This window comes from Halalkalibacter okhensis, assembly GCF_000787375.1.
Taxonomy (GTDB): Bacteria; Bacillota; Bacilli; order Bacillales; family Bacillaceae_D; genus Halalkalibacter; species Halalkalibacter okhensis.
Genome location: NZ_JRJU01000052.1, coordinates 1 through 23,147, shown reverse-complemented (window position 1 = coordinate 23,147; position 23,147 = coordinate 1). Strand labels below are relative to the sequence as shown.

Below are 23,147 nucleotides of genomic sequence, written 5' to 3'. Positions count from 1 at the left end.
CCTCTCCTCCTTTTTACATAATTCAGAGTAAGAGCCAGAACCGCTGTTATGTTTTAAGCCTAAAGGAGCGGGTTTCTCCTTTAGGCGCGCAGCGAGCGAAGCCATCGCAACATGTTCGCACGATGGAAAGCCACTTCTCCTTTTACCTAACGCTACTTTCCTATAAGCCCTTCACATAACAAACGAAACTCCTTCATAATTAGCCCTAATATTCCAACTTATATGAACAAATCCGATTTAAAAATATTTTTTATCTCCTATTTGTTGTCATGACTTGCTCGAACGAATGCAATGGATTTAATTCGACAACACTCGTGCATAATTTTTCCTTCTGAGGAGATACTTTTCTTAGACATCATCTCCCGCGTATAGGAGGGAAAGAATTGACACGAAATAAAGTTGAGATTTGCGGTGTAGATACCTCGAAGTTACCTGTTCTAAAGAACACTGAAATGCGAGAGTTATTTCAGCGATTGCAAAATGGTGAGACCAGTGCACGTGAAACATTAGTTAATGGAAATTTGCGTTTAGTACTAAGTGTGATCCAACGTTTTAACAATCGCGGAGAATACGTTGACGACCTTTTCCAAGTAGGTTGTATTGGTTTAATGAAATCTATTGATAATTTTGATTTAAGCCAAAACGTTAAATTCTCTACATACGCGGTTCCTATGATTATAGGTGAAATTCGTCGCTACCTGCGTGATAACAATCCGATCCGTGTCTCTCGATCTTTGCGAGATATCGCCTATAAAGCGCTTCAGGTTCGTGATCAGATCATGTCAGAAAAGAAACGTGAAAAAGAACCAACTGTCCAAGAAATTGCTAAGGTATTAGACGTACCAAAAGAAGATGTTGTTTTTGCGTTAGATGCGATTCAAGATCCAGTTTCTCTGTTTGAACCAATTTATAATGATGGTGGAGATCCGATTTTCGTCATGGACCAAATCTCTGACGAACGGAACAAAGATGTCAATTGGGTAGAAGAAATTGCTTTAAAAGAAGCAATGGTAAGATTGAACGATCGAGAAAAGATGATTCTAAATATGCGCTTTTTTCAAGGGAAGACTCAAATGGAAGTAGCTGATGAAATTGGAATTTCGCAAGCGCAGGTTTCTCGTTTAGAAAAAGCAGCCATTCAACAAATGAATAAACACGCTCAAATTTAACAACCAAAGGATGAATCCTTCATCTCTTTTATTTTAAATGGTTCAAGCTAGCAGGACTAGCTACAGAGAAACCAATATTTAAAATAAGGGGATAAGGATCATCCTTTTTTACGTTCGTTGTGTATGTGGATTTGTTCATAAACCTTATACAACCCTGCATATAGTAGAAGATAGACTACTATATAAAAAGAGGTGTCCACATATGATGAAAATATCAGAACTACAAGTAAAAGATATTGTTAATATGGATAATGGAAAAAGGTTAGGGCATTTAACAGATTTAGAAATAAATCTTTCGACAGGTGCAATAGAGGCATTGGTGATTAATAGTTCTGGTAAAATGATGGGGTTATTTGGGAAAGAATCAGAGGAGATTGTGATTCCTTGGAAAAATATCATTCGAATTGGTTCGGATGTCATCCTAGTAGAGGTGCCGAGTACTTACGGGAGGCCACCACAGAGTCATGAACACCCTTCGACAATGAGAAAGCGGTGATTGAAGAAGAAAGTCGTTTCTTGTATGTGTGATCATATGCTAAAATATAAATATGATAAGATTTTCCTTTTTAAAAGGGAAGGCGGTGCCCTTTCCTTAAGGCTGTTTTCGTAAAGAGTGTTGCTGTTAAGGAACATTTGAAACTTACCCTTGCAATAAGGTATGCGAAAACAGCCTCCTTTAAAAATGGGAGAGGAGAGATTTGGATGGAACCGTTTGTTCAAAGTAGTGAAAGATTTGTAACCATTGAAGGTTGGCAACAAGCTTTTCCTCACCTTATTGTTGGCTTTTCCACAAGGAATGGAGGGGAAAGTCAATCGCCGTATTCAAGCTTGAATTTAGGTTATCATGTTGGAGACGATTCTGTGACGGTCAAACAAAACCGTCTTCTTTTAGCAAAAGACTTGGGTATCCCTCTTTCACGATGGGTGGGTACGGAACAAGTACATGAAGCCACTGTAAGAAAAATTACAGAATCAGAAGTTGGTCGAGGGAGTGAAAGTTTAGAATCAGCTATTCAGATGACGGATGGGATTTATACACGTGAGAAAAACGTCTTGTTGACGAGTTTATATGCGGATTGTGTTCCTCTATACTTTTATGCACCCAATTATCAAACAGTGGGACTTGCTCATGCTGGATGGCGAGGTACGGTAAAAAACATTGCCGTAGCTATGATTGAACAGTGGAAAATGGATGAGGGAATTCCCGTCGATGAGATTTATATTGCTATTGGTCCTTGCATTAGTAAAGCTATATATGAGGTTGATCAAAAAGTTATAAATGAAGTGGATCAAGTGTGGCCTAAGCATTTACAGTTTAAACCCTATACAACATTAATAAACAATAAATATCTCCTTGATTTAAGAGAAGTAAATAGACAGTTGTTGATACAAGCTGGGATAAAACAAGATCAAATTCTTTGTTCTTCTATTTGTACAGCTACTGATGAAAGAATGTTTTCCCATCGTGCAGATGGCGGGAAAACAGGTAGATTAATGAGCTTTATTGGACTAAGAGTGGATGGTGATTGATCACAATGAGTGTGAAAGAAAGATTAAGTACTTTGCAAGAACAAATTGATGCCGTTTGTACTCGCTGCAACCTCGATATATCAAAAGTTCAAATTGTAGCAGTTACAAAGTATGTTAGTGTGGAAACGACTGCTCAAGCTCTAGATGCTGGCTTAGTACATATCGGTGAAAATCGAACAGAAGGTGCAGTCCAAAAATGGGACGAACTTGGAGAACGTGGCATTTGGCATTTTATCGGATCATTGCAAACAAGGAAAGTAAAACAAATTGTTGGTAAATATGAATACCTTCATTCTTTAGATCGACTTTCCCTTGCTAAGGAAGTAGACAAAAGGTTAGAAGATGGACAAGTTATGAAATGCTTTGTGCAAGTGAATGTTTCTGGAGAAGAGTCGAAATCGGGACTTTCTCCAAAAGAAGTGATCCCATTTATTCAAGACCTCGGTCAATTTAAACACATAGAAGTAGTGGGCCTAATGACCATGGCGCCCTTTTATGATGACCCGGAATTAACGAGGCCCATTTTTAGAAACTTGAGAGAAATACGTGATGAAGTTCAGTTGTTAAATCTAGATTATGCACCGTGTAAGGAACTGTCAATGGGGATGTCTAATGATTTTACTGTAGCTATTGAAGAAGGAGCAACGTTTATTCGAATTGGTTCAGCGCTAGTTGGCAAGGAATAGAAAGCAAGAGAGGAGAAGATAACATGGGGATGAAATCTAAGTTTAAACGTTTTTTTGAACTAGAAGATGAATATGAAGAGGTTGAAGAGTACGTAGATGAACGGTCTAGTGATGAAGAAAATGAGCCGAAACGTCGTACGCGTAGTCAGCAGAACAAGCAACCTAATGGAGGGACGTCACCACAAAATGTTGTTAGTTTACAAAGTGTTCAAAAGGGGACGAAAGTGATTTTGCTTGAACCGCGTACGTACGACGAAGCCCAAGAGATTGCAGATCACTTAAAAAATCGTAAAGCCGTAATTATTAATTTACAAAGAATATCGCATGATCAGGCAAAACGAGTAGTCGATTTTTTAAGTGGAACAGTGTATGCTATTGGGGGGGACATTCAAAAGGTAGGCTCAAACATCTTTTTATGCACACCTGATAACGTCGATGTTACAGGTTCCATTACAGAAATGATGCAAGAGCATTTTGAATAGTTGTAGATAGAAGGTGGTGAATGTTTTGCAAACAATTGGATTATTACTTCATCAAGCATTATATATTTATTCTTTCTTTATTATTGGCTATATTCTTATGTCATGGTTCCCGAACGCTCGTGAATCTTCACTTGGTCAGTTTGTTGGCCGCATTGTTGAGCCCTATTTAGAACCATTTAGAAAATTTGTTCCGCCACTAGGGATGATTGATTTATCTCCGATCGTAGCTATTATTGTTCTTCGTTTAGCAGGTGGTGGTGTTCGTGCCCTTTTTGGTATTTAACAGTTAGGAGTGAACAACTATAAGTATCTATCAGCACTTTCGTGAGGAGGAGCGACCTTTTGTAGAGCAAGTTTTGGAATGGCAGGAAGACGTGAAATATAGACATTTTGATCGACTAACGGACTTTCTTGATCCAAGACAGCAAGAAATTGTACGTTCGATAATAGGTCATGATGAAGATGTGAGCCTCTCCTTTTCGGGAGGCTCTCGTTATGCAGAGCGTTGTCGGTTACGCTTAACACCTCCATATTTAGAAACAAATGAAGGTGACTTTCATCTTACACTTTTTGCGGTCGAGTACCCGACTAAATTTGTGACACTTGAACACCGTGATATTTTAGGAGCTTTTATGAATGTTGGAATTAAGCGTGATAAATTTGGTGATATTTTCATTAGTGAGGATGGAGTTGCTCAAATAGTTATTGCGTTAGAAATTGCAGATTATGTAGAGATGAATATCCAAAAAGTAGGAAAAGCAACGGTACGTTTGAATCGAATTCCCTTATCAGAGCACATTAAACCTAAAGATGAATGGGTGGAAGAAGTAACAACTGCTTCATCGATGAGGCTAGATGTTATCTTAGCAAAGATGTACAAGCTATCGAGGTCTAAAGTAACACCTTTTATAGAAAAAGGTTTGGTGAAAGTCAATTGGAAAACAGTTGATCGAGCTGATTTCACATTAGAAGTGGGCGATTACATATCTGTCCGAGGGTTTGGAAGATCGAAAGTAATTGGAATTGATGGATTGACCAAAAAAGAAAAATATCGATTACGCTTTGGTCGGAAACAGTAAGATATTTATTTACTTGAAAAAAATGCAGGAATTTTAACCTTTGTGTCGAATGAATGTAAATAAAGACCGAGCTGTAAAAAGCCAATAACTTTTTAAGGGTTCATTTTTAATAAATTATTGTTAACAACATGGAGGTGGCTGAGATGCCTTTAACCCCTTTGGACATCCATAACAAAGAATTTACTAGAGGGTTTCGCGGATACGATGAAGATGAAGTAAATGAGTTTTTAGATCAAGTGATTAAAGACTATGAAGCGGTCCTTCGTGAAAAGAAGGAGTTATTTGAACGAGTCACAGATCTTGATGAGAAATTGGACCATTTTAAAAATATTGAAGAAACGCTAAACAAATCAATACTAGTCGCTCAGGAAGCTGCAGAAGAAGTAAGACGAAATGCTCAAAAAGAGGCGCAGCTTATTGTTAAAGAAGCAGAAAAGAATGCTGATCGAATTATCAATGATTCTCTTGCTAAATCGAGAAAAGTGATGATGGATATGGAAGAATTGAAAAAACAAGCATCGGTTTACAAGATGAGATTTAAAATGTTAATTGAAGCTCAACTTGAAATGCTTCAATCAGATGATTGGGATGAAGTTACAGAAGAAGAAGAAGTGTTTGCAGAGCGTTCGTAATGCAGGTGAAAAAGGCTGCGTTTGCACCTTTTCTAATGATAGCCTTGCACTTATTAAAAGGCTATCATATAATGATAATCATTAAATGAATGTTGAAAAAGACAATGATAGGGAAGAGTACAATGTTTTAAACGTGCTTAGCGATTCAGGGATGGTGAGAGCCTGAAGACGTTCACATTGGAAAATCACCCTGGAGTTTTGCACTGAAAAGAGTAGGATGCAACGAGTGATTCCCGTTACGAATGAATGAGTGGAAAGTTGCTTAACTTTCTAACAGGGTGGTACCACGGGTTAACTTCTCGTCCCTTTTGGGATGAGGAGTTTTTTGTATTGTCTAACAATTTCATAGTTTGAATTAGGAGGAAAGAATCAATGGATTACAAAGATACGCTATTGATGCCGAAAACTGAATTTCCGATGAGAGGAAATTTGCCAAATCGTGAACCAGAAAGGCAAGAAAAATGGAATGAAATGGACATTTATAAAAAGGTCCAAGAGCGAACAAAAGGTCGTCCATTATTTGTGTTACACGATGGTCCCCCATATGCAAATGGGGACATCCATATGGGACACGCGTTAAATAAAATTTTAAAAGATATCATTGTTCGATATAAATCGATGAATGGTTTTCATGCTCCATATGTTCCAGGGTGGGATACGCATGGTTTACCGATTGAAACGGCACTTACAAAGAGTGGAAAAGTAAATCGTAAGTCAATGAGTGTTGCAGAATTCCGTAAGCTTTGTGAAGAATATGCATTAAAACAAATTGATCGTCAGCGTGAACAATTTATTCGCTTAGGTGTACGCGGGGATTGGTGGAATCCTTATGTCACTCTTGATAAGGCATATGAGGCTCAACAAATTAAAGTGTTTGGAGAAATGGCGAAAAAAGGTCATATTTATAAAGGCAAGAAGCCTGTTTACTGGTCTCCTTCTTCTGAATCTGCTTTAGCAGAAGCAGAAATTGAGTATCAGGATAAACGCTCACCTTCTATTTACGTAGCATTTAAAGTGAAAGAAGGCAATAATGTTTTAACAGGTGATGAGTCTATTATCATCTGGACAACAACTCCATGGACGATTCCAGCTAACTTAGGAATTTCGGTTCATCCAGAGCTCGACTATAACGTAGTAGCAGTTGATGAGAAAAAGTATGTAGTCGCTGCGGGTCTTCTAGAGACACTTCAAAAAGAATTTGAATGGGAAAATGTTGATGTAGTTAAAACATTTAAAGGTTCGGAAATTGAACATGTCAAAGCTGAGCATCCAATTTATGGTCGTGATTCTTTAGTGATGTGTGGAGAGCATGTAACATTGGATGCCGGTACAGGGTGTGTCCATACAGCCCCAGGTCATGGGGAAGAAGATTTCATTGTTGGACAAAAATATGGATTAGACGTACTATGTCCAGTCGATGATAAAGGTCATATGACAGAAGAAGCTCCTGGGTTTGAAGGTCTCTTCTATGATGCTGCCAATAAACCAATTACAGATAAGCTAGATGAGGTAGGGGCGCTCCTTAAGTTAACGTTTATTACTCATTCATATGCTCATGATTGGCGCACAAAGAAACCGGTTATTTATCGTGCAACGGCTCAATGGTTCGCATCGATTGAAAACTTTCGAAATGATTTATTAAAAGCAATTGAAGAAGTGGAATGGTTACCAAAATGGGGCGAAACTCGATTATTTAATATGGTTCGTGACCGTGGTGATTGGTGTATCTCTCGTCAGCGGGCTTGGGGGGTCCCAATTCCGGTATTTTACGGCGAAAACGGTGAACCTATTATTACAGATGAAACGATTGATCATGTATCTAACTTGTTCCGCGAACATGGGTCCAATATTTGGTTTGAGTGGGAAACTGATCAATTATTGCCAGTAGGATTTACATCTGAACACAGTCCTAACGGATCGTATACTCGTGAGATGGATATTATGGATGTTTGGTTTGACTCTGGGTCTTCTCATCAAGCTGTCTTGGAGGAACGCGAGGAGCTTGAGCGTCCGGCTGATCTCTATCTTGAAGGCTCTGACCAATATCGCGGTTGGTTTAACTCATCACTTTCAACAAGTGTCGCGGTAACAGGAAAAGCTCCTTATAAAGGAGTACTAAGTCATGGATTTGCACTTGATGGTCAAGGACGTAAAATGAGTAAGTCTATTGGGAATGTTGTCATTCCAAATGATGTAATGAAGCAATTAGGTGCAGATATTTTACGTTTGTGGGTAGCATCTGTTGACTACCAAGCTGATGTACGTGTATCTGATAAAATCTTAAAGCAAGTATCTGAGTCTTACCGAAAAATTCGTAATACATTCCGCTTTCTACTCGGGAATTTACATGATTTTGATCCAGCTACAAATTATGTGAAAGACTTAAAAGATGTTGATTTATTTATGCTTGTAAAATTAAATGAAGTGATCGAAAAGGCTGAGCAAGCTTATGATCAATACCAGTTCTCTACGGTGTATCACACCATTCATAACTTCTGTACGATTGAATTAAGCTCATTCTACATGGATTTAGCTAAGGATACGTTATATATTGAACATGCAGACCATCCTGCAAGACGGGCTATTCAAACGGTAATGTATGAGGTACTGGTTAGTCTTACGAAGTTGGTATCACCAATCTTAAGTCATACTGCAGATGAAGTGTGGGAGCATATTCCTGCAGTAACGGAAGAAAGTGTTCAGCTTACAGATATGCCATCTGTAACATCATTTGGTGATGTTGAAGAATTAAAGACGAAATGGAATCATTTCATGAATGTGAGAGATGATGTATTAAAAGCACTCGAGCAGGCTAGAAATGAAAAGAAAATTGGTAAATCGTTAACAGCAGCGATTACATTATATACAAGTGGTGACGTAAGAACGTTATTACAAAGTATTTCTCAGCTAGAAAAATTATTTATTGTTTCTAATGTTACATTAGCAGGAGAGGTAAACGAAGCACCTAGTGATGCTATCGTATTTGAACAATTAGCAATTGTTGTCGAGCAAGCAAAAGGCGAGACGTGTGAACGTTGTTGGGTTGTTTCTGAAACAGTTGGAAATGATCAAGAGCATCCGGGACTATGTATTTCTTGTGCTGAAACAGTGAAACAACATTATGTGAACCAATAATATTAAAAGAGGTTGTCTTACAAGGGTTGACCCATTCATGACGTATTCGTGTTTATTTTTACGCACTAGTTACGTTACCTAAATGGGTTCAATTCTGTGACAACCTCTTTTCTTTGACAAATGTTGTGTTGGCTATATCTCCATCTGTTGGTCACAATAATAAGGAGCGCAAAACGGAAGCGCGATTTGTTATGGGGGAGATGAAAATGGCAGATTATACAAAAATAAAACAACAACTTATGAACCGAAAAATTGAAGTAGAACAACGAATAAAGGAGCACTTTCAAGAAGAACAATCAAGAACGTTATCGTTTTCAACTGGTGAGCTTTCACAATACGATAACCACCCTGCTGATACAGCGACAGATTTATACGAAAGAGAAAAGGATTTTGCTCTGTTAGAGCAGCTTGAGAGGGAGCATGAAGAAATCGAGCACGCATTAGCAAAATTTAATACAGGTACATTTGGCATATGCGAAGTAACGGGTAAAGTGATTCCTTATGAGCGACTGGAGGCTAATCCAGCAGCCAGAGCGGTTGTTGAAGCAGTCGATAATCGAATCACAGATGACAGGCCACCTGAAGAAGATGTGCTTGACGGGTTCGAGCGTTATAATTTTGATCAAGATGATCATGAGACAGAATTTGATGCAGAGGATTCTTATCAATCTGTTGCCCAGTTTAATGAAAATTCCATGACGTTTGAAGATTCATCATTAGATGAAAATGGAGAACTGATAGGCTATGTAGAAGAGATTGAAGGGTTTCTTTCAACAGGGATTGACGGATATACTGGCGATGAAGATGTTGTCTTTCAACGTAATGCTCATTATGATCAATACTTGAACGGAAAGTAGGGGGTCATCCCCCTCTTTTTGTGCTATAATGCTTTACGTACGAATTGATGTGGAAAGAACGGGGGATTATGTTGAAATATTATCTGATTGCACTAATTGTCATACTTATTGATCAAATAACAAAATGGATTGTTGATAGCCAAATGGCGATTGGAGAAAGAATAACGATTATTGAGCAACTTCTTTATTTTACATCTCATCGAAATAAAGGGGCAGCTTTTGGAATACTTCAAGGGCAGATGTGGTTCTTTTATATTATTACAACGGTGGTTATTATTGGGATTATCTATTATATGCAAAAGGAAGCGAAAAACAGTCGATTATTTGGACTATCGTTGGCACTAGTGCTTGGTGGAGCTGTAGGAAACTTTATCGATCGTTTGTTCCGCGGAGAAGTAGTTGATTTTGTGGATACATATATTTTGGGGTATAATTTTGCCATATTTAATGTAGCTGATGCCGCTTTATGTATTGGTGTCGGACTATTATTTATAAAAATGATCATGGATGAACGAAAGAAGAAGGAGAGTAACTAAATGAAACAATATACATGGACAGTGACAGAGGAACAAGCGCATGAGCGTTTAGATAGATTTTTAACTATAATGGAAAGCGCTTGGTCAAGAACTCAAGTCCAAAGGTGGATTAAAGATGACCATGTTAAAGTTAATAATGAAAATGTGAAGAGCAATTATAAGGTGACTGCAGGTGATGTGATCACGCTTGCTATACCAGAAGCAGAAGAGCTACAAGTCGAAGCAGAAGATATTCCTCTAGACGTAGTGTATGAAGATGCAGATGTTATCGTAATTAATAAGCCAAGAGGGATGGTAGTTCACCCCGCTCCCGGGCATTATTCAGGTACGTTAGTGAATGCCCTTATGCATCATTGTAAAGATTTATCAGGAATAAATGGTGTGATCAGACCAGGGATCGTTCACCGCATTGATAAAGATACGTCTGGCTTAATTATGGTAGCAAAAAATGATCATGCACATGAATCATTGGTTGAACAATTAAAAGCAAAAACAACACGCAGAATTTACAAAGCGATTGTCCATGGAATTATACCTCATCAACATGGAACGGTGGACGCTCCAATTGGTCGCGACAAAAAAGATCGCCAAAGCATGACGGTTACAGAAGAAAATAGCCGTGATGCTGTGACTCATTTTACGGTACTAGAAACATATGATAAATTCACTTATGTCCAATGTGAATTAGAGACAGGAAGAACGCATCAAATTCGCGTGCATATGAAGTACATTGGTTATCCTTTAGCTGGGGATCCTAAATATGGACCGAAGAAAAGAACACTTGATATTGCCGGACAAGCGCTTCATGCAGCGGTTCTTGGGTTTGATCATCCGAAAACAGGAAAAGAAATGCTTTTTGAAGCACCGCTTCCTGAAGATATGGAAAAATTATTAAGCCATTTACGCAGTAAATAAAATGGTTGACAGTAACCAAATTGTAAGTCATAATGATTAAAGAATTTAATAGTCCTTTAACTTAGTCCCGTGAGGCTGAGAAGGAAACGGAACGTAGCTCAGGTGTAAATACTATTCCTGTGTCTACTTTGTGGAATCCTCTCATGTCAACTAACGGCATGAGAGTTTTTTCGTTTCTTAGGAAAATATGGAGGTGAGCATATGTCAAGAGTCATCTTAGATGAACAAGCAATCAGACGAGCAACGACCCGTATTGCTCATGAGATCATTGAGCACAATAAAGGGATAGAAAACTGTATCTTAGTTGGAATTAAAACTCGTGGCATCTATCTTGCGAAGCGTTTAGCAGAACGGATTGAAACAATTGAAGGAGAGAAAATCCCTGTAGGGGAAATTGATATTACGCTCTACCGAGATGATTTGACTGTAAAAACTCGTACAGAAGAACCTATTCTTCAAGGAACAGATATTCCTGTAGAAATTAGCAATCGAAGAGTCATCTTAGTTGACGATGTCCTTTACACAGGAAGAACCGTTCGTGCTGCACTTGATGCATTAATTGATATTGGCAGACCGGAACAGATACAATTAGCTGTGTTAATCGATCGTGGTCATCGTGAATTACCTATACGACCTGATTATGTTGGGAAAAACGTTCCTACGTCTAAAAGTGAGGTAATCGTTGCCAGTCTAAGTGAGGTCGACTCAACGGATGAAGTGACGATAAAATAAAAAAATAAATCACCTCTTTAAATTAGTCCTGTGAGGCTAAAAAGAGGGTCAACATACTATTGCACATTTATTGTGGATAGGATTTTGAACCTCTTTGTATACAACACACAAAGAGGTTTTTGTCTAAGTTTTAGGGGGAATTATTAATGGCATTAAACACAAAAGAAGTCGGCATCAGAGAAGTGCCTAGAATTGATAAATGGATTGTATTAAGCTTGCAACATTTGTTTGCTATGTTTGGAGCAACGATTTTAGTTCCATATTTAGTAGGATTAAGTCCTGCGGTAGCTCTACTTTCAAGTGGTTTAGGAACGCTAGCGTATCTTCTTGTAACACGCGGGCAGGTTCCAGCTTACTTAGGGTCATCGTTCGCTTTCATTGCACCAATCATTGCGGCATCAACATTAAATGGACCTGAGGGTGCCATGGTCGGAAGCTTCTTGGCTGGTCTTGTCTACGGCTTGATTGCATTGGTAATCAAAGCATATGGGGTTAACTCAATTATGCGCTTTTTGCCACCTATTGTCGTTGGTCCAGTTATCATGGTAATTGGACTAGGTTTGGCAAGTGTAGCAATTGACATGGCAATGAATGAACCTGTATCAGGGGAATACTCTACGATACATTTTATAGTTGCGCTTATAACACTTACTATTACTGTTTTGGCATCGATGTTTTTTAAAGGGTTCTTTAGTCTAGTACCGATTATGTTTGGAATTATTGGAGGGTATTTATCGGCACTAATGTTCGGGCTGGTCGACTTTCAGCCTGTTCTTGATGCAAGTTGGTTTGCAGCACCTGATGTCATTGTTCCTTTCGTTACGTACGTTCCAGCATTTTCCTGGGAAATCGCTTTTATTATGGTTCCGATTGCGGTTGTAACCATTGCTGAACATATCGGTGATCAAATGGTCTTAAGTAAGGTAGTCGGCAAAGACTTTATTAAGAAGCCAGGTTTACATCGTTCGATTTTAGGGGATGGTGTAGCAACAATCATTGCTTCCTTCTTGGGTGGCCCTCCAAATACAACTTATGGTGAGAATATTGGGGTGCTTGCCATCACACGTGTATTTAGTGTGTTTGTTATAGCAGGTGCAGCAGTGTTGGCCGTAGCTTTCTCGTTTGTTGGAAAGTTTGCCGCGCTCATTTCTACAATACCAACAGCAGTTATGGGTGGTGTTTCGATTCTCTTGTTTGGGGTTATCGCATCATCAGGGCTGCGTATGTTAATTGACAATGAAATTAATATTGGGTTAAAACGTAACTTGATTATTTCTTCAGTCATTCTAGTCATTGGGATTGGCGGAGCTTTCATTCAAGTTAATGATAATATAGAAATTGCTGGTATGGCGTTAGCAACTATTATTGGAATCATCTTACACCTTATTTTGCCCGAAAAAGCAGTGAGTTACGGGAAAAAGACCATGTTTGAATCAGAATAAAATAATATATTCCCTTTAATCGAGGTACAGAGAGACCTCAAAGGGGGTTGGTTGAATGAGTTGGTTTACCATCTCAGCTTCCCTGTACCCTTTGAGCCCTCTCGAAGGGTATTTTTTATGGCTGTGTAACAAATACATACTAAAAGAGGAGGCTGAAAATGATGGTGACATTGACAGATCAAAAGGCAATTAGAGGAGAACTACTTACTTTAGAAACGATGTCAACGGTTGAAATTGCCAACATTCTTGAAGAGGCAGCGCAATTTGCGAACGGGGAAATATGGCGTCCTAAAAAAGAATTATTTATTGCGAATTTATTCTTTGAACCGAGTACAAGAACTCGTTATAGCTTTGAAGTCGCTGAAAAATCGTTAGGTCTTCATGTGTTGTCTTTTTCAGAAGAAAGTTCAAGTGTCCAAAAGGGAGAGTCGTTGCTTGACACTGTGAAAACTTTTGAAGCTATTGGGGCGAATGCTCTTGTCATTAGACACCCTGAGAATGACTACTATCAGCATATCCGAGAACAAATATCGATTCCAATTATCAATGGTGGAGATGGGAGTGGTCATCATCCAACACAATCATTACTTGACCTATTAACCATTCAGCAAGAGTTCTCAACATTTTCTGGATTAAACATTATCATAGCTGGAGATTTACGTCATAGTCGAGTAGCGCGTTCGAATGCGGATGTACTAACTAGGTTAGGTGCAAATGTAAAGATAGCGGGACCAAGAGAATGGATGGCAGGATATGAACATTCCTATCAATATGTAAGTCTTGATGAGGAATTGCCTAAAGCTGATGTTGTGATGTTACTTCGAATTCAGCACGAACGGCATGACGGGCAAATGGAATTCTCTAAAGAACGTTATCACAAGCAGTTTGGCTTAACGATTGAAAGAGAGAAACAGATGAAGGAAAAAGCGATCATTTTACATCCAGCTCCAGTTAATCGCGACGTGGAACTTGCGAGTGAGCTAGTTGAATGTGAGAAATCAAGAATATTTAAACAAATGAAGAATGGTGTTGCGGTAAGGAAGGCTGTTGTTAAGCGAGCACTTAACCAATTCTAAGGGGGAATTCACATGACAATGAAGCTTGAAGGTGGCATGATTTTAGCTGAAGATGGAACGTTAGAGGTAAAGGATGTATACATGGTAGATGGTCGAATTCAATTTGTGAAACCATCAACTGAGGATGTAACGGTTATAAATGTAAAAGGAAAATTAGTAGCACCAGGGCTTGTCGACGTTCATGTTCACTTAAGAGAGCCTGGCGGAGAGAAGAAGGAAACAATTGAAACGGGTACGAAATCAGCAGCTGCTGGAGGATTTACGACGATTGCTGCAATGCCAAACACAAGACCAGTTCCAGATACGAAAGAACAAATAGAATGGTTACAAGAGAGAATTCAATCTACAGGTCATGTTCGTGTGTTGCCTTATGCATCGATTACAACAAGGCAATTGGGTAAAGAGTTAACAGACTTTGAAGCATTGAAAGAAGCAGGTGCGTTCGCTTTTACTGACGACGGTGTGGGTGTTCAATCTGCAGATATGATGCTTGAAGCGATGAAAAAAGCAGCAAAAATGAATATGGCTATTGTTGCACATTGTGAAGAAAATACATTGATTCATGGTGGATGTGTTCATGAAGGGAAATTCTCAGCTGAGAATAACCTGCCGGGTATTCCATCAGTGTGCGAATCGGTTCATATTGCTCGGGATGTATTATTGGCTGAAGCTGCTAATTGTCACTATCATGTATGTCATGTTAGTACGAAAGAATCTGTTCGAGTGATTAGAGATGCTAAAAAAGCCGGAATCAACGTTACTGCTGAAGTATCGCCTCACCACATTTTACTTTGTGAAGATGACATTCCTGGTTTAGACACAAACTTTAAAATGAATCCACCTTTACGAGCGAAAGAAGATCAACAAGCTCTTTGGGAAGGGCTTTTGGATGGGACGATTGACTTTATTGCTACAGACCATGCACCTCATACAGAGGAAGAGAAAGCAGCAGGAATGGAAAGATCTCCATTTGGAATTGTTGGTTTAGAAACAGCCTTCCCGCTGCTATACACACACATTGTTAAGACGGAAAGAGCAACATTAAAGCAGTTGGTGGATTGGTTAACTGTAAAACCAGCCAGTACATTTAATTTGGAAGCAGGGCTACTTAAAGAAGGTGTAGTTGCGGATGTTACAGTGATAGACCTTGAGCAAGAGAAAACAATTGATAAAGAAGCATTTTTATCTAAAGGAAAAAATACACCGTTTCAAGGCTGGGCTTGTGCTGGGTGGCCGGAATATACATTTGTTGATGGAAAGCTTGTATTTGAGAAAGGAAAGGTGACCGTATGAAGCGTCAACTGATTTTAGAAGATGGGAATATCTTTGTTGGAGAAGGGTTTGGATCAGATAAAGTAATGAGCGGAGAGGTTGTTTTTAACACAGGAATGACAGGGTATCAAGAAATTTTATCCGATCCATCTTATTGTGGTCAAATTGTCACAATGACGTATCCTTTAATCGGAAACTATGGTATTAATCGAGATGATTTTGAATCAGTGACACCAGCTATAAATGGTTTTATTGTTAAGGAATACGAACCAGAGCCAAGTCACTGGCGTGAAGAAGAATCATTAGACACTTTGCTTCGTGCAAAGGATATTCCAGGCCTTGCAGGAATTGATACGCGTAAATTAACTCGTTTAATCAGAGAGCATGGTACTTTACGTGGACGTATTTGCTCTTTAGATGTCGATGTGCAAGAAGTTATTGAAGAGTTAAAGCAAACGACATTTGTTCGAAATCAGGTTGAACAGGTTTCGACGAAATCTCCATATCACGCACCAGGCAGAGGCAATAAGGTAGTCCTTGTTGACTTTGGAATGAAGCATGGTATTTTACGAGAACTAATCGCAAGACAATGTGACGTTGTGGTTGTTCCTTATAATACAAGCGCAGAGGAAATTCTACGTTTACGCCCAGACGGAATCATGTTAAGTAACGGACCTGGAGATCCTGTTGATGTTCCTGAAGCAATTGAAATGATTAAAGAAATCCTTGGACAAGTACCGATCTTTGGGATTTGTCTTGGACACCAGCTTCTATCTCTTGCTTGCGGAGCAACAACTAGTAAATTACGCTTTGGACACCGTGGATCAAACACTCCAGTACGGGAGCTTTCGACTGGAAAAATTGACATTACAGCACAAAACCACGGCTATACAGTCGATCTTGAGTCTTTAGAAGGAACAGGCCTTGAACTAACTCATGTAGCTGTAAATGATGGAACGGTTGAAGGAGTTAAACACCTTGAACACGCAGCATTTAGCGTACAGTATCATCCAGAGGCATCACCAGGCCCACATGATGCGAATGAGTTGTTTAACCAGTTCGTAACGATGATGGAAGCCGAAAAGAAAACAACTGTACTTGTCTAATTGAGGGGAGAAGAGAAAATGGGTAGACGTAACGATATAAAGAAGATTTTAGTAATAGGTTCGGGTCCAATTGTGATTGGACAAGCTGCTGAGTTTGATTATGCTGGTACACAAGCGTGTCAAGCATTGAAAGAAGAAGGATACGAAGTCATCTTAATTAATTCCAATCCTGCAACAATCATGACAGATACAACCATGGCCGATCGTGTTTATATTGAGCCAATTACATTAGAGTTTGTTAGTCGTATTATCCGTAAAGAACGTCCCGATGGAATCGTTGCAACACTTGGTGGACAAACAGGACTTAATATGGCAATGGAACTTGATGAGTCGGGAATCTTAAATACGTATAATATTGAATTACTAGGTACGGATTTAGAAGCCATTAAGCGTGCTGAAGATCGTGAATTATTTAGATCACTTATGAATGAACTAAATGAGCCAGTTCCTGAGAGTGACATTGTCCATACATTGGAAGAAGCATATAGGTTTGTAGAGCAAGTAGGATATCCAATCATCGTTCGTCCTGCCTACACTCTTGGTGGAACGGGAGGCGGAATTGTTCATAATGAAGAGCAATTACGCGAGATCGTTACAAGCGGATTAAAGTATAGTCCTGTAACACAATGTTTAATTGAGAAAAGCATTGCTGGTTTTAAAGAAGTTGAGTATGAAGTGATGCGTGATGCAAAAGATCAAGCGATCGTTGTATGTAACATGGAAAACATTGACCCAGTAGGCGTTCACACAGGTGATTCCATCGTTGTAGCACCAAGTCAAACGTTAACAGACCGTGACTATCAGCGTTTACGTAATTCATCATTAAAAATCATTCGTGCGCTAGGTATTGAAGGTGGATGTAATGTTCAATTTGCACACGATGCTTATAGCGATCAGTACTACATTATTGAAGTAAATCCACGTGTGAGTCGATCTTCAGCTCTTGCATCAAAAGCAACTGGTTATCCAATCGCAAAAATGGCAGCAAAGATTGCCGTTGGGTATAGCTTAGATGAATTGATGAATCCAATTACAGGTAAAACATATGCAAGCTTTGAACCCGCACTTGATTATGTTGTTTCAAAAATCCCTCGTTGGCCATTTGATAAATTTGATGCTGCCAATCGTACATTGGGAACACAAATGAAGGCAACGGGTGAAGTTATGGCAATTGGTCGTAACTTGGAAGAATCTTTACTTAAAGCTGTCCGGTCATTGGAAGCAGGATATGATCATATTTACGATACAAAAATTGCAAATACAGATACAGACGTATTAGTGAAACGTTTAGACAAAACAGACGATGAGCGACTCTTTGTGTTAGCTGAATTACTTAGAAGAGGTCAATCTATTCAATCATTATGCGAATTAACAAAGATCGACCGTTTCTTTATGCAAAAGTTAGCAAGAATGGTTGCACTAGAAAATAAGTTAACAAATGCTCCTAATGATATTGAGTTACTACAACAAGCAAAAGAGCGTGGTTTTTCTGATATCGCCATTGCAAGACTTTGGAATATGGACGAGCGCGATATTTACACTCTTCGCATGGAGCAAAACATTCGCCCTGTCTATAAAATGGTTGATACATGTGCGGCTGAGTTTGAATCGGAAACGCCATATTTTTACGGCACATATGAAGATGAAAATGAGGCACTTCAAACAGATAAGAAGAGCATTCTTGTTTTAGGCTCAGGTCCAATTCGAATCGGACAAGGAATTGAGTTTGATTATGCGACTGTTCATACAGTTTGGGCAATTAAAGAAGCGGGATATGAAGCGATTATTATTAACAATAATCCAGAGACCGTTTCAACTGACTTCAGCACTTCAGATAAGCTTTATTTTGAGCCTCTAACGGTTGAAGATGTTATGCATGTGTATGAGCAAGAGAAACCTGAAGGAGTCATTGTTCAATTTGGTGGACAAACGGCGATTAACTTAGCAGCAGAATTAGAAGCAAGAGGAGTTCCGATTATTGGTACATCACTAGAGAGCATGGACCGTGCAGAAGACCGTGATAAATTTGAGCAAACCCTTTTATCTCTAGATATTCCACAGCCACTTGGTCGCACGGCAACGTCAGTGGAAGGTGCTGTAGCGATTGCGAATGAAATTGGCTACCCTGTACTTGTTCGTCCTTCTTACGTACTTGGTGGACGAGCTATGGAGATTGTTTATAAGGAAGAAGAGCTTCTTAACTATATGAAAACAGCAGTAAGTGTGAATCCGAAACATCCGGTTCTTGTTGACCGTTATTTAACAGGTAAAGAACTTGAGGTTGATGCGATTTCCGATGGGGAGAATGTTTTTATCCCTGGAATTATGGAACATATTGAGCGTGCAGGTGTTCACTCTGGTGACTCGATTGCTGTTTACCCACCGCAAACAGTACCAGAGGATTTAAAGCAGAAGCTTATTGATCGTACGATTGCGATTGCAAGAGGATTAAACATTGTTGGTCTTTTGAACATCCAATTTGTATGGCATAAGGATGAGGTTTACGTCCTAGAAGTAAATCCACGTTCAAGCCGTACGGTGCCGTTTTTAAGTAAAATTACAGGAGTTCCTATGGCTAATCTTGCAACAAAAGTGATGCTAGGTCAGAAACTTCCTGAATTAGGGTACGAAACGGGCTATCAGCCAGAAGCAAAAGAAGTTTCTGTCAAAGTGCCAGTATTCTCATTTGCGAAACTACGCCGCGTAGACATTACGCTCGGACCAGAGATGAAATCAACAGGTGAAGTAATGGGACGTGACACGACGCTTGAAAAGGCTCTTTATAAAGGTTTGATCGCATCAGGAATGAGTATTCCAACACATGGATCGGTACTCTTTACGGTTGCCGATAAGGACAAAGAAGAAGCGTTAAGTTTAGTGGAACGCTTCCACCAAATCGGGTTTGATATTTTAGCAACTGCAGGTACAGCAAGCTTTATTCAAGAAGCGAACATCCCTGTAACTGTAGTAAATAAAATTGCAGAAGAAAAACCAAACCTTCTTGATGTAATCCGTGAAGGACAAGCTCAATTTGTTATCAACACATTAACAAGAGGGAAACAGCCAGCGCGTGATGGCTTCCGCATTCGTCGTGAAGCGGTTGAAAATGGAGTTGTTTGCTTAACGTCAATTGATACAGGAGAAGCTCTCTTGCGAGTACTTGAATCAATTACGTTTTCTTCTGAAAGTATGCCACAAATGCAAATGTAGAAAGTTGGAGGGACCCATGATTAAAAAAGATAATTTAACGATTAAAAGTCAGAGAGAGATCGCTTCAAACATAATGGAATTAATATGTTCTGGAAGCTTAGCCAAACAAATGACAGAACCGGGGCAATTTTTACACTTGCGAGTTGACACGAGTGACGATTTACTGTTGAGACGTCCGATTAGTATTTGTGACGTAGATTTGGATAACGAAACAGTCACAATGCTTTACCGTGCAGAGGGAAAAGGTACGAAAAGATTATCCCTTAAGCAAGAAGGCGAAACAATTGATGTGCTTGGCCCACTCGGAAATGGCTTTCCATTAGACGCGACCGAACAAGGAGAAACAGCTCTTCTTGTCGGTGGCGGAATCGGGGTTCCTCCACTCTATTATTTATCAAAACAATTAAAAGAACGAGGAGTTAAAGTGGTTCATGTCTTAGGTTTTCAAAGCTCAGAAAACGTCTTCTACGAAGAAGAGTTTTCTAAGCTAGGAGAAACGTATGTTGTCACAGCAGACGGAACATATGGCTCAACTGGTTATGTAACAGATGTAATTAAAGAAAAAGGCTTATCGTTTGATACGATGTATTCATGTGGCCCAACCCCTATGCTAGCAGCACTATCAAACATTTATGGTGACAAGCGCTTGTACATTTCGCTTGAGGAACGGATGGGCTGTGGTGTTGGAGCATGCTTTGCATGTGTTTGTCATGTAGTTGGTGATGAGTCTGGAACGAGTTACCGTAAAGTCTGTACAGATGGTCCAGTCTTTCCGGTTGGGGAGGTTGTACTATGAACAGATTAAAAGTAGAATTACCAGGACTTTCGATGAAAAATCCGATTATGCCAGCATCAGGTTGCTTCGGATTTGGGAAAGAGTATGCTAATTATTATGATCTTGACCTTTTAGGAGCTATTGCGATAAAGGCAACGACGGATAAGCCACGCTTTGGGAATCCGACGCCTAGAGTTGCGGAAACATCAGCAGGTATGCTTAATGCAATTGGTTTACAAAATCCAGGGTTAGATGGTGTGTTAACAAACGAATTACCTTGGTTAAATCAATATGATGTACCGGTTGTGGCCAATGTTGCTGGGACTGAAATTGCTGACTATGTTGAAACAACAGCAAAGCTTTCGAAAGCAGAAAATGTTCATGCAATTGAACTGAATATTTCTTGTCCGAATGTGAAGCAAGGTGGGATTGCTTTTGGAACCATTCCAGAAGTGGCTGCGGAATTAACAAGAGAAGTAAAAAATGTTTCAGATGTTCCTGTATATGTGAAATTATCTCCTAATGTTGCAGATATTGTTGAAATCGCAAAAGCTGTTGAAAAAGCTGGTGCCGATGGACTTTCAATGATCAATACGCTTCTTGGCATGCGAATTGACTTAGTAAGAAAAAAGCCTATTTTAGCTAATGGGTATGGCGGTTTATCGGGTCCAGCTATTAAGCCAGTAGCGATCCGAATGATTCATCAAGTAAGCCAAGTTGTGGAAATTCCTATTATTGGAATGGGTGGAATCTATACAGCAGAAGATGTTGTTGAGTTTATGTTAGCTGGTGCTAGTGCGGTAGCTGTAGGAACGGCAAATTTCACTGATCCATATGTTTGTCCTACAATTATTGAAGAGCTTCCAGCACTTCTTGATGAGTTAGAAGTTGACCATGTGCAAGATTTAATTGGAGGGAGTTGGAAATCATCGAGCGTCCACTCATAATTGCCTTAGATTTAGATGATGCAACAAAGCGTAAATCACTATTAGATCAGTTTAATGGGGAATCTCTGTATGTAAAAGTGGGGATGGAACTCTTTTATCGAGAAGGAAGACAAGTGATTCATGAATTAAAAGAAAGTGGCCATCATATTTTTCTTGATTTAAAATTACACGATATCCCAAATACAGTTCAAAGAACGATGAAAGAGCTTGCTAGTTTAGAGGTAGACATCGTTAATGTACATGCTGCGGGCGGGAAAAAAATGATGAGCGCAGCTCGTGAAGGTTTGGAGCAAGGGACGCATGCGGGTTCGAAGCGTCCTACCTTAATCGCAGTTACTCAATTAACAAGTACGGATGAAGAAACGATGCAAAGTGAATTGCTCATTCAACAACCACTTAACGAAGTAGTTAGAACGTATGCTTCTTTTGCAAAAGAAAGTGGAGTGGACGGGGTTGTTTGTTCGGCGAAGGAAGTTCCATTAATTCATGATGCTTGTGGATCAAATTTTTATACGGTGTGTCCGGGAATTCGCCGAGTGGAAGATGCTGTTGGGGATCAAAAACGGATCGTCACACCAAAGCAAGCAAGAGAGTTAGGAAGTTGGGGGATTGTGGTTGGAAGAAGTATCACAAGTGCCAAAGATCCTTATAGCGTTTATCATCAAATGAAAAAAGACTGGGAGGCTAAAATATGAAAGAGCAAATTGCCAAACATTTATTAGATATTGGTGCGGTTCACCTTCGTCCAAATGATCCGTTCACTTGGACATCAGGAATGAAATCACCTATTTATTGTGACAACCGTTTAACGCTTTCTTATCCTGCTGTACGTAAAGATATTATTAAAGGATTTGTAACGCTTCTAGAGAAAATGGATGTGGATGTGATTGCGGGAACAGCAACAGCAGGAATTCCACATGCAGCCTTATTAGCGGATCAAGTAGATTTACCAATGATTTATGTTAGAGGAAGTGCGAAAGGACACGGTAAGCAAAATCAAATTGAAGGTAAAATTGAAAAAGGTCAAAAAGTCGTTCTTGTTGAAGATTTAATCTCTACAGGAGGTAGTGTGATCCAGGCAGCAGAGGCACTACGTGAATCTGGAGCGGAAGTAGTGGCGATTGTAGCTATTTTTACATATGAATTCCAAAAAGCATATGATGCACTCAAAGAGGCAGATCTCCCTACACATGTGTTAACTTCCTATTCAACATTATTAACAGTAGCAAAAGAACAAGGAACAATTACTGATGATCAAGAACAACGGTTAAACGAATGGCGCAAAGATCCAACTTCACAAAACTGGATGACAGAACAAGTATAAGAAGGAACTGAAAAAGGGCGAACTATCCCTTTTTCAGTTCCTTCTTTGCGATGAGTGAAGCCGCCGTAATGTTTTAAGCTTTTTGAGCGAACTTCTCAAAAAGCGCACGGCGAGTGAAGCCATCGCAACTTTGACCCAAAAAGGGCGAACTATCCCTTTTTCAGTTCCTTCTTTGCGATGAGTGAAGCCGCCGTAATGTTTTAAGCTTTTTGAGCGAACTTCTCAAAAAGCGCACGGCGAGT

General features: G+C 39.4%; 22 protein-coding genes and 1 other annotated feature. All 22 genes read left to right on the top strand.

All coding sequences use genetic code 11. The annotated features are described in order from the left end of the window. Positions 1-383 precede the first annotated feature (383 nt). The 22 genes from sigG (at position 384) to pyrE (ending at position 22,905) form a co-directional block, all read left to right on the top strand. The gene (gene sigG, locus LQ50_RS21880) at positions 384-1,169 is read left to right on the top strand and encodes an RNA polymerase sporulation sigma factor SigG (RefSeq protein ID WP_034633586.1); all 786 of its coding nucleotides are present in this window, start codon (positions 384-386) and stop codon (positions 1,167-1,169) included. Between the two features lie 202 nt (positions 1,170-1,371). Beyond that, on the top strand, positions 1,372-1,665 hold the full coding sequence (locus tag LQ50_RS21875) for a YlmC/YmxH family sporulation protein (RefSeq protein WP_034633584.1): 294 nt from the start codon (positions 1,372-1,374) through the stop codon (positions 1,663-1,665). Between the two features lie 206 nt (positions 1,666-1,871). Continuing rightward, on the top strand, positions 1,872-2,699 hold the full coding sequence (pgeF, locus tag LQ50_RS21870; RefSeq protein ID WP_034633581.1) for a peptidoglycan editing factor PgeF: 828 nt from the start codon (positions 1,872-1,874) through the stop codon (positions 2,697-2,699). Between the two features lie 5 nt (positions 2,700-2,704). Then, positions 2,705-3,385, top strand: a complete 681-nt coding sequence (locus tag LQ50_RS21865; protein WP_034633594.1) for a YggS family pyridoxal phosphate-dependent enzyme — start codon at positions 2,705-2,707, stop codon at positions 3,383-3,385. A 23-nt stretch (positions 3,386-3,408) separates the two neighbouring features. After that, positions 3,409-3,867 carry a cell division protein SepF gene (locus tag LQ50_RS21860; protein ID WP_034633579.1) on the top strand — a complete coding sequence of 153 codons (459 nt, stop codon included), beginning with the start codon at positions 3,409-3,411 and terminating at the stop codon, positions 3,865-3,867. Between the two features lie 25 nt (positions 3,868-3,892). Next, complete coding sequence (locus LQ50_RS21855; RefSeq protein ID WP_034633576.1) at positions 3,893-4,150, top strand: YggT family protein; 258 nt, start codon at positions 3,893-3,895, stop codon at positions 4,148-4,150. 19 nt (positions 4,151-4,169) lie between these two features. Further along, positions 4,170-4,946 (top strand): YlmH family RNA-binding protein, encoded by a 777-nt coding sequence (locus LQ50_RS21850; RefSeq protein WP_034633575.1) that lies wholly within the window; start codon positions 4,170-4,172, stop codon positions 4,944-4,946. A 143-nt stretch (positions 4,947-5,089) separates the two neighbouring features. After that, entirely contained in the window at positions 5,090-5,578 is a 489-nt protein-coding gene (locus LQ50_RS21845) for a DivIVA domain-containing protein (RefSeq protein WP_034633573.1), read from the top strand. A gap of 95 nt (positions 5,579-5,673) precedes the next feature. Next, positions 5,674-5,888: a binding site (T-box leader), on the top strand. Between the two features lie 62 nt (positions 5,889-5,950). Then, positions 5,951-8,713 (top strand): isoleucine--tRNA ligase, encoded by a 2,763-nt coding sequence (gene ileS, locus LQ50_RS21840; protein WP_034633571.1) that lies wholly within the window; start codon positions 5,951-5,953, stop codon positions 8,711-8,713. 206 nt (positions 8,714-8,919) lie between these two features. Further along, on the top strand, positions 8,920-9,570 hold the full coding sequence (locus tag LQ50_RS21835) for a TraR/DksA C4-type zinc finger protein (RefSeq protein WP_052144913.1): 651 nt from the start codon (positions 8,920-8,922) through the stop codon (positions 9,568-9,570). Between the two features lie 71 nt (positions 9,571-9,641). Then, positions 9,642-10,106 carry a signal peptidase II gene (lspA, locus tag LQ50_RS21830; RefSeq protein ID WP_034633569.1) on the top strand — a complete coding sequence of 155 codons (465 nt, stop codon included), beginning with the start codon at positions 9,642-9,644 and terminating at the stop codon, positions 10,104-10,106. After that, positions 10,107-11,021: an RluA family pseudouridine synthase gene (locus LQ50_RS21825; protein WP_034633567.1), complete on the top strand. Its 915-nt coding sequence runs from the start codon at positions 10,107-10,109 to the stop codon at positions 11,019-11,021. It begins immediately after the preceding gene. A 201-nt stretch (positions 11,022-11,222) separates the two neighbouring features. Next, entirely contained in the window at positions 11,223-11,753 is a 531-nt protein-coding gene (gene pyrR / locus LQ50_RS21820) for a bifunctional pyr operon transcriptional regulator/uracil phosphoribosyltransferase PyrR (RefSeq protein ID WP_034633564.1), read from the top strand. 146 nt (positions 11,754-11,899) lie between these two features. Further along, a complete protein-coding gene (locus tag LQ50_RS21815; RefSeq protein ID WP_034633561.1) occupies positions 11,900-13,195 on the top strand; it encodes a solute carrier family 23 protein in 1,296 nt (431 codons plus the stop codon). A 158-nt stretch (positions 13,196-13,353) separates the two neighbouring features. Further along, positions 13,354-14,271 carry an aspartate carbamoyltransferase catalytic subunit gene (locus LQ50_RS21810; RefSeq protein ID WP_052144912.1) on the top strand — a complete coding sequence of 306 codons (918 nt, stop codon included), beginning with the start codon at positions 13,354-13,356 and terminating at the stop codon, positions 14,269-14,271. Between the two features lie 12 nt (positions 14,272-14,283). Then, positions 14,284-15,564, top strand: coding sequence for a dihydroorotase (gene pyrC / locus LQ50_RS21805; protein WP_034633560.1), 1,281 nt, complete (start codon positions 14,284-14,286; stop codon positions 15,562-15,564). Further along, entirely contained in the window at positions 15,561-16,649 is a 1,089-nt protein-coding gene (locus LQ50_RS21800) for a carbamoyl phosphate synthase small subunit (RefSeq protein ID WP_034633557.1), read from the top strand. Before pyrC ends, LQ50_RS21800 begins: the two co-directional genes overlap by 4 nt. 18 nt (positions 16,650-16,667) lie before the next feature. Continuing rightward, positions 16,668-19,859, top strand: a complete 3,192-nt coding sequence (gene carB / locus LQ50_RS21795; RefSeq protein ID WP_034633556.1) for a carbamoyl-phosphate synthase large subunit — start codon at positions 16,668-16,670, stop codon at positions 19,857-19,859. A gap of 16 nt (positions 19,860-19,875) precedes the next feature. Further along, positions 19,876-20,655 (top strand): dihydroorotate dehydrogenase electron transfer subunit, encoded by a 780-nt coding sequence (locus LQ50_RS21790; protein WP_034633553.1) that lies wholly within the window; start codon positions 19,876-19,878, stop codon positions 20,653-20,655. Continuing rightward, positions 20,652-21,581, top strand: coding sequence for a dihydroorotate dehydrogenase (locus LQ50_RS21785; protein WP_034633552.1), 930 nt, complete (start codon positions 20,652-20,654; stop codon positions 21,579-21,581). The genes LQ50_RS21790 and LQ50_RS21785 overlap by 4 nt, the downstream gene beginning before the upstream one ends. Next, positions 21,563-22,276, top strand: coding sequence for an orotidine-5'-phosphate decarboxylase (gene pyrF / locus LQ50_RS21780; RefSeq protein WP_034633588.1), 714 nt, complete (start codon positions 21,563-21,565; stop codon positions 22,274-22,276). Before LQ50_RS21785 ends, pyrF begins: the two co-directional genes overlap by 19 nt. Further along, complete coding sequence (pyrE, locus tag LQ50_RS21775; RefSeq protein ID WP_034633549.1) at positions 22,273-22,905, top strand: orotate phosphoribosyltransferase; 633 nt, start codon at positions 22,273-22,275, stop codon at positions 22,903-22,905. Before pyrF ends, pyrE begins: the two co-directional genes overlap by 4 nt. Positions 22,906-23,147: the final 242 nt, after the last annotated feature.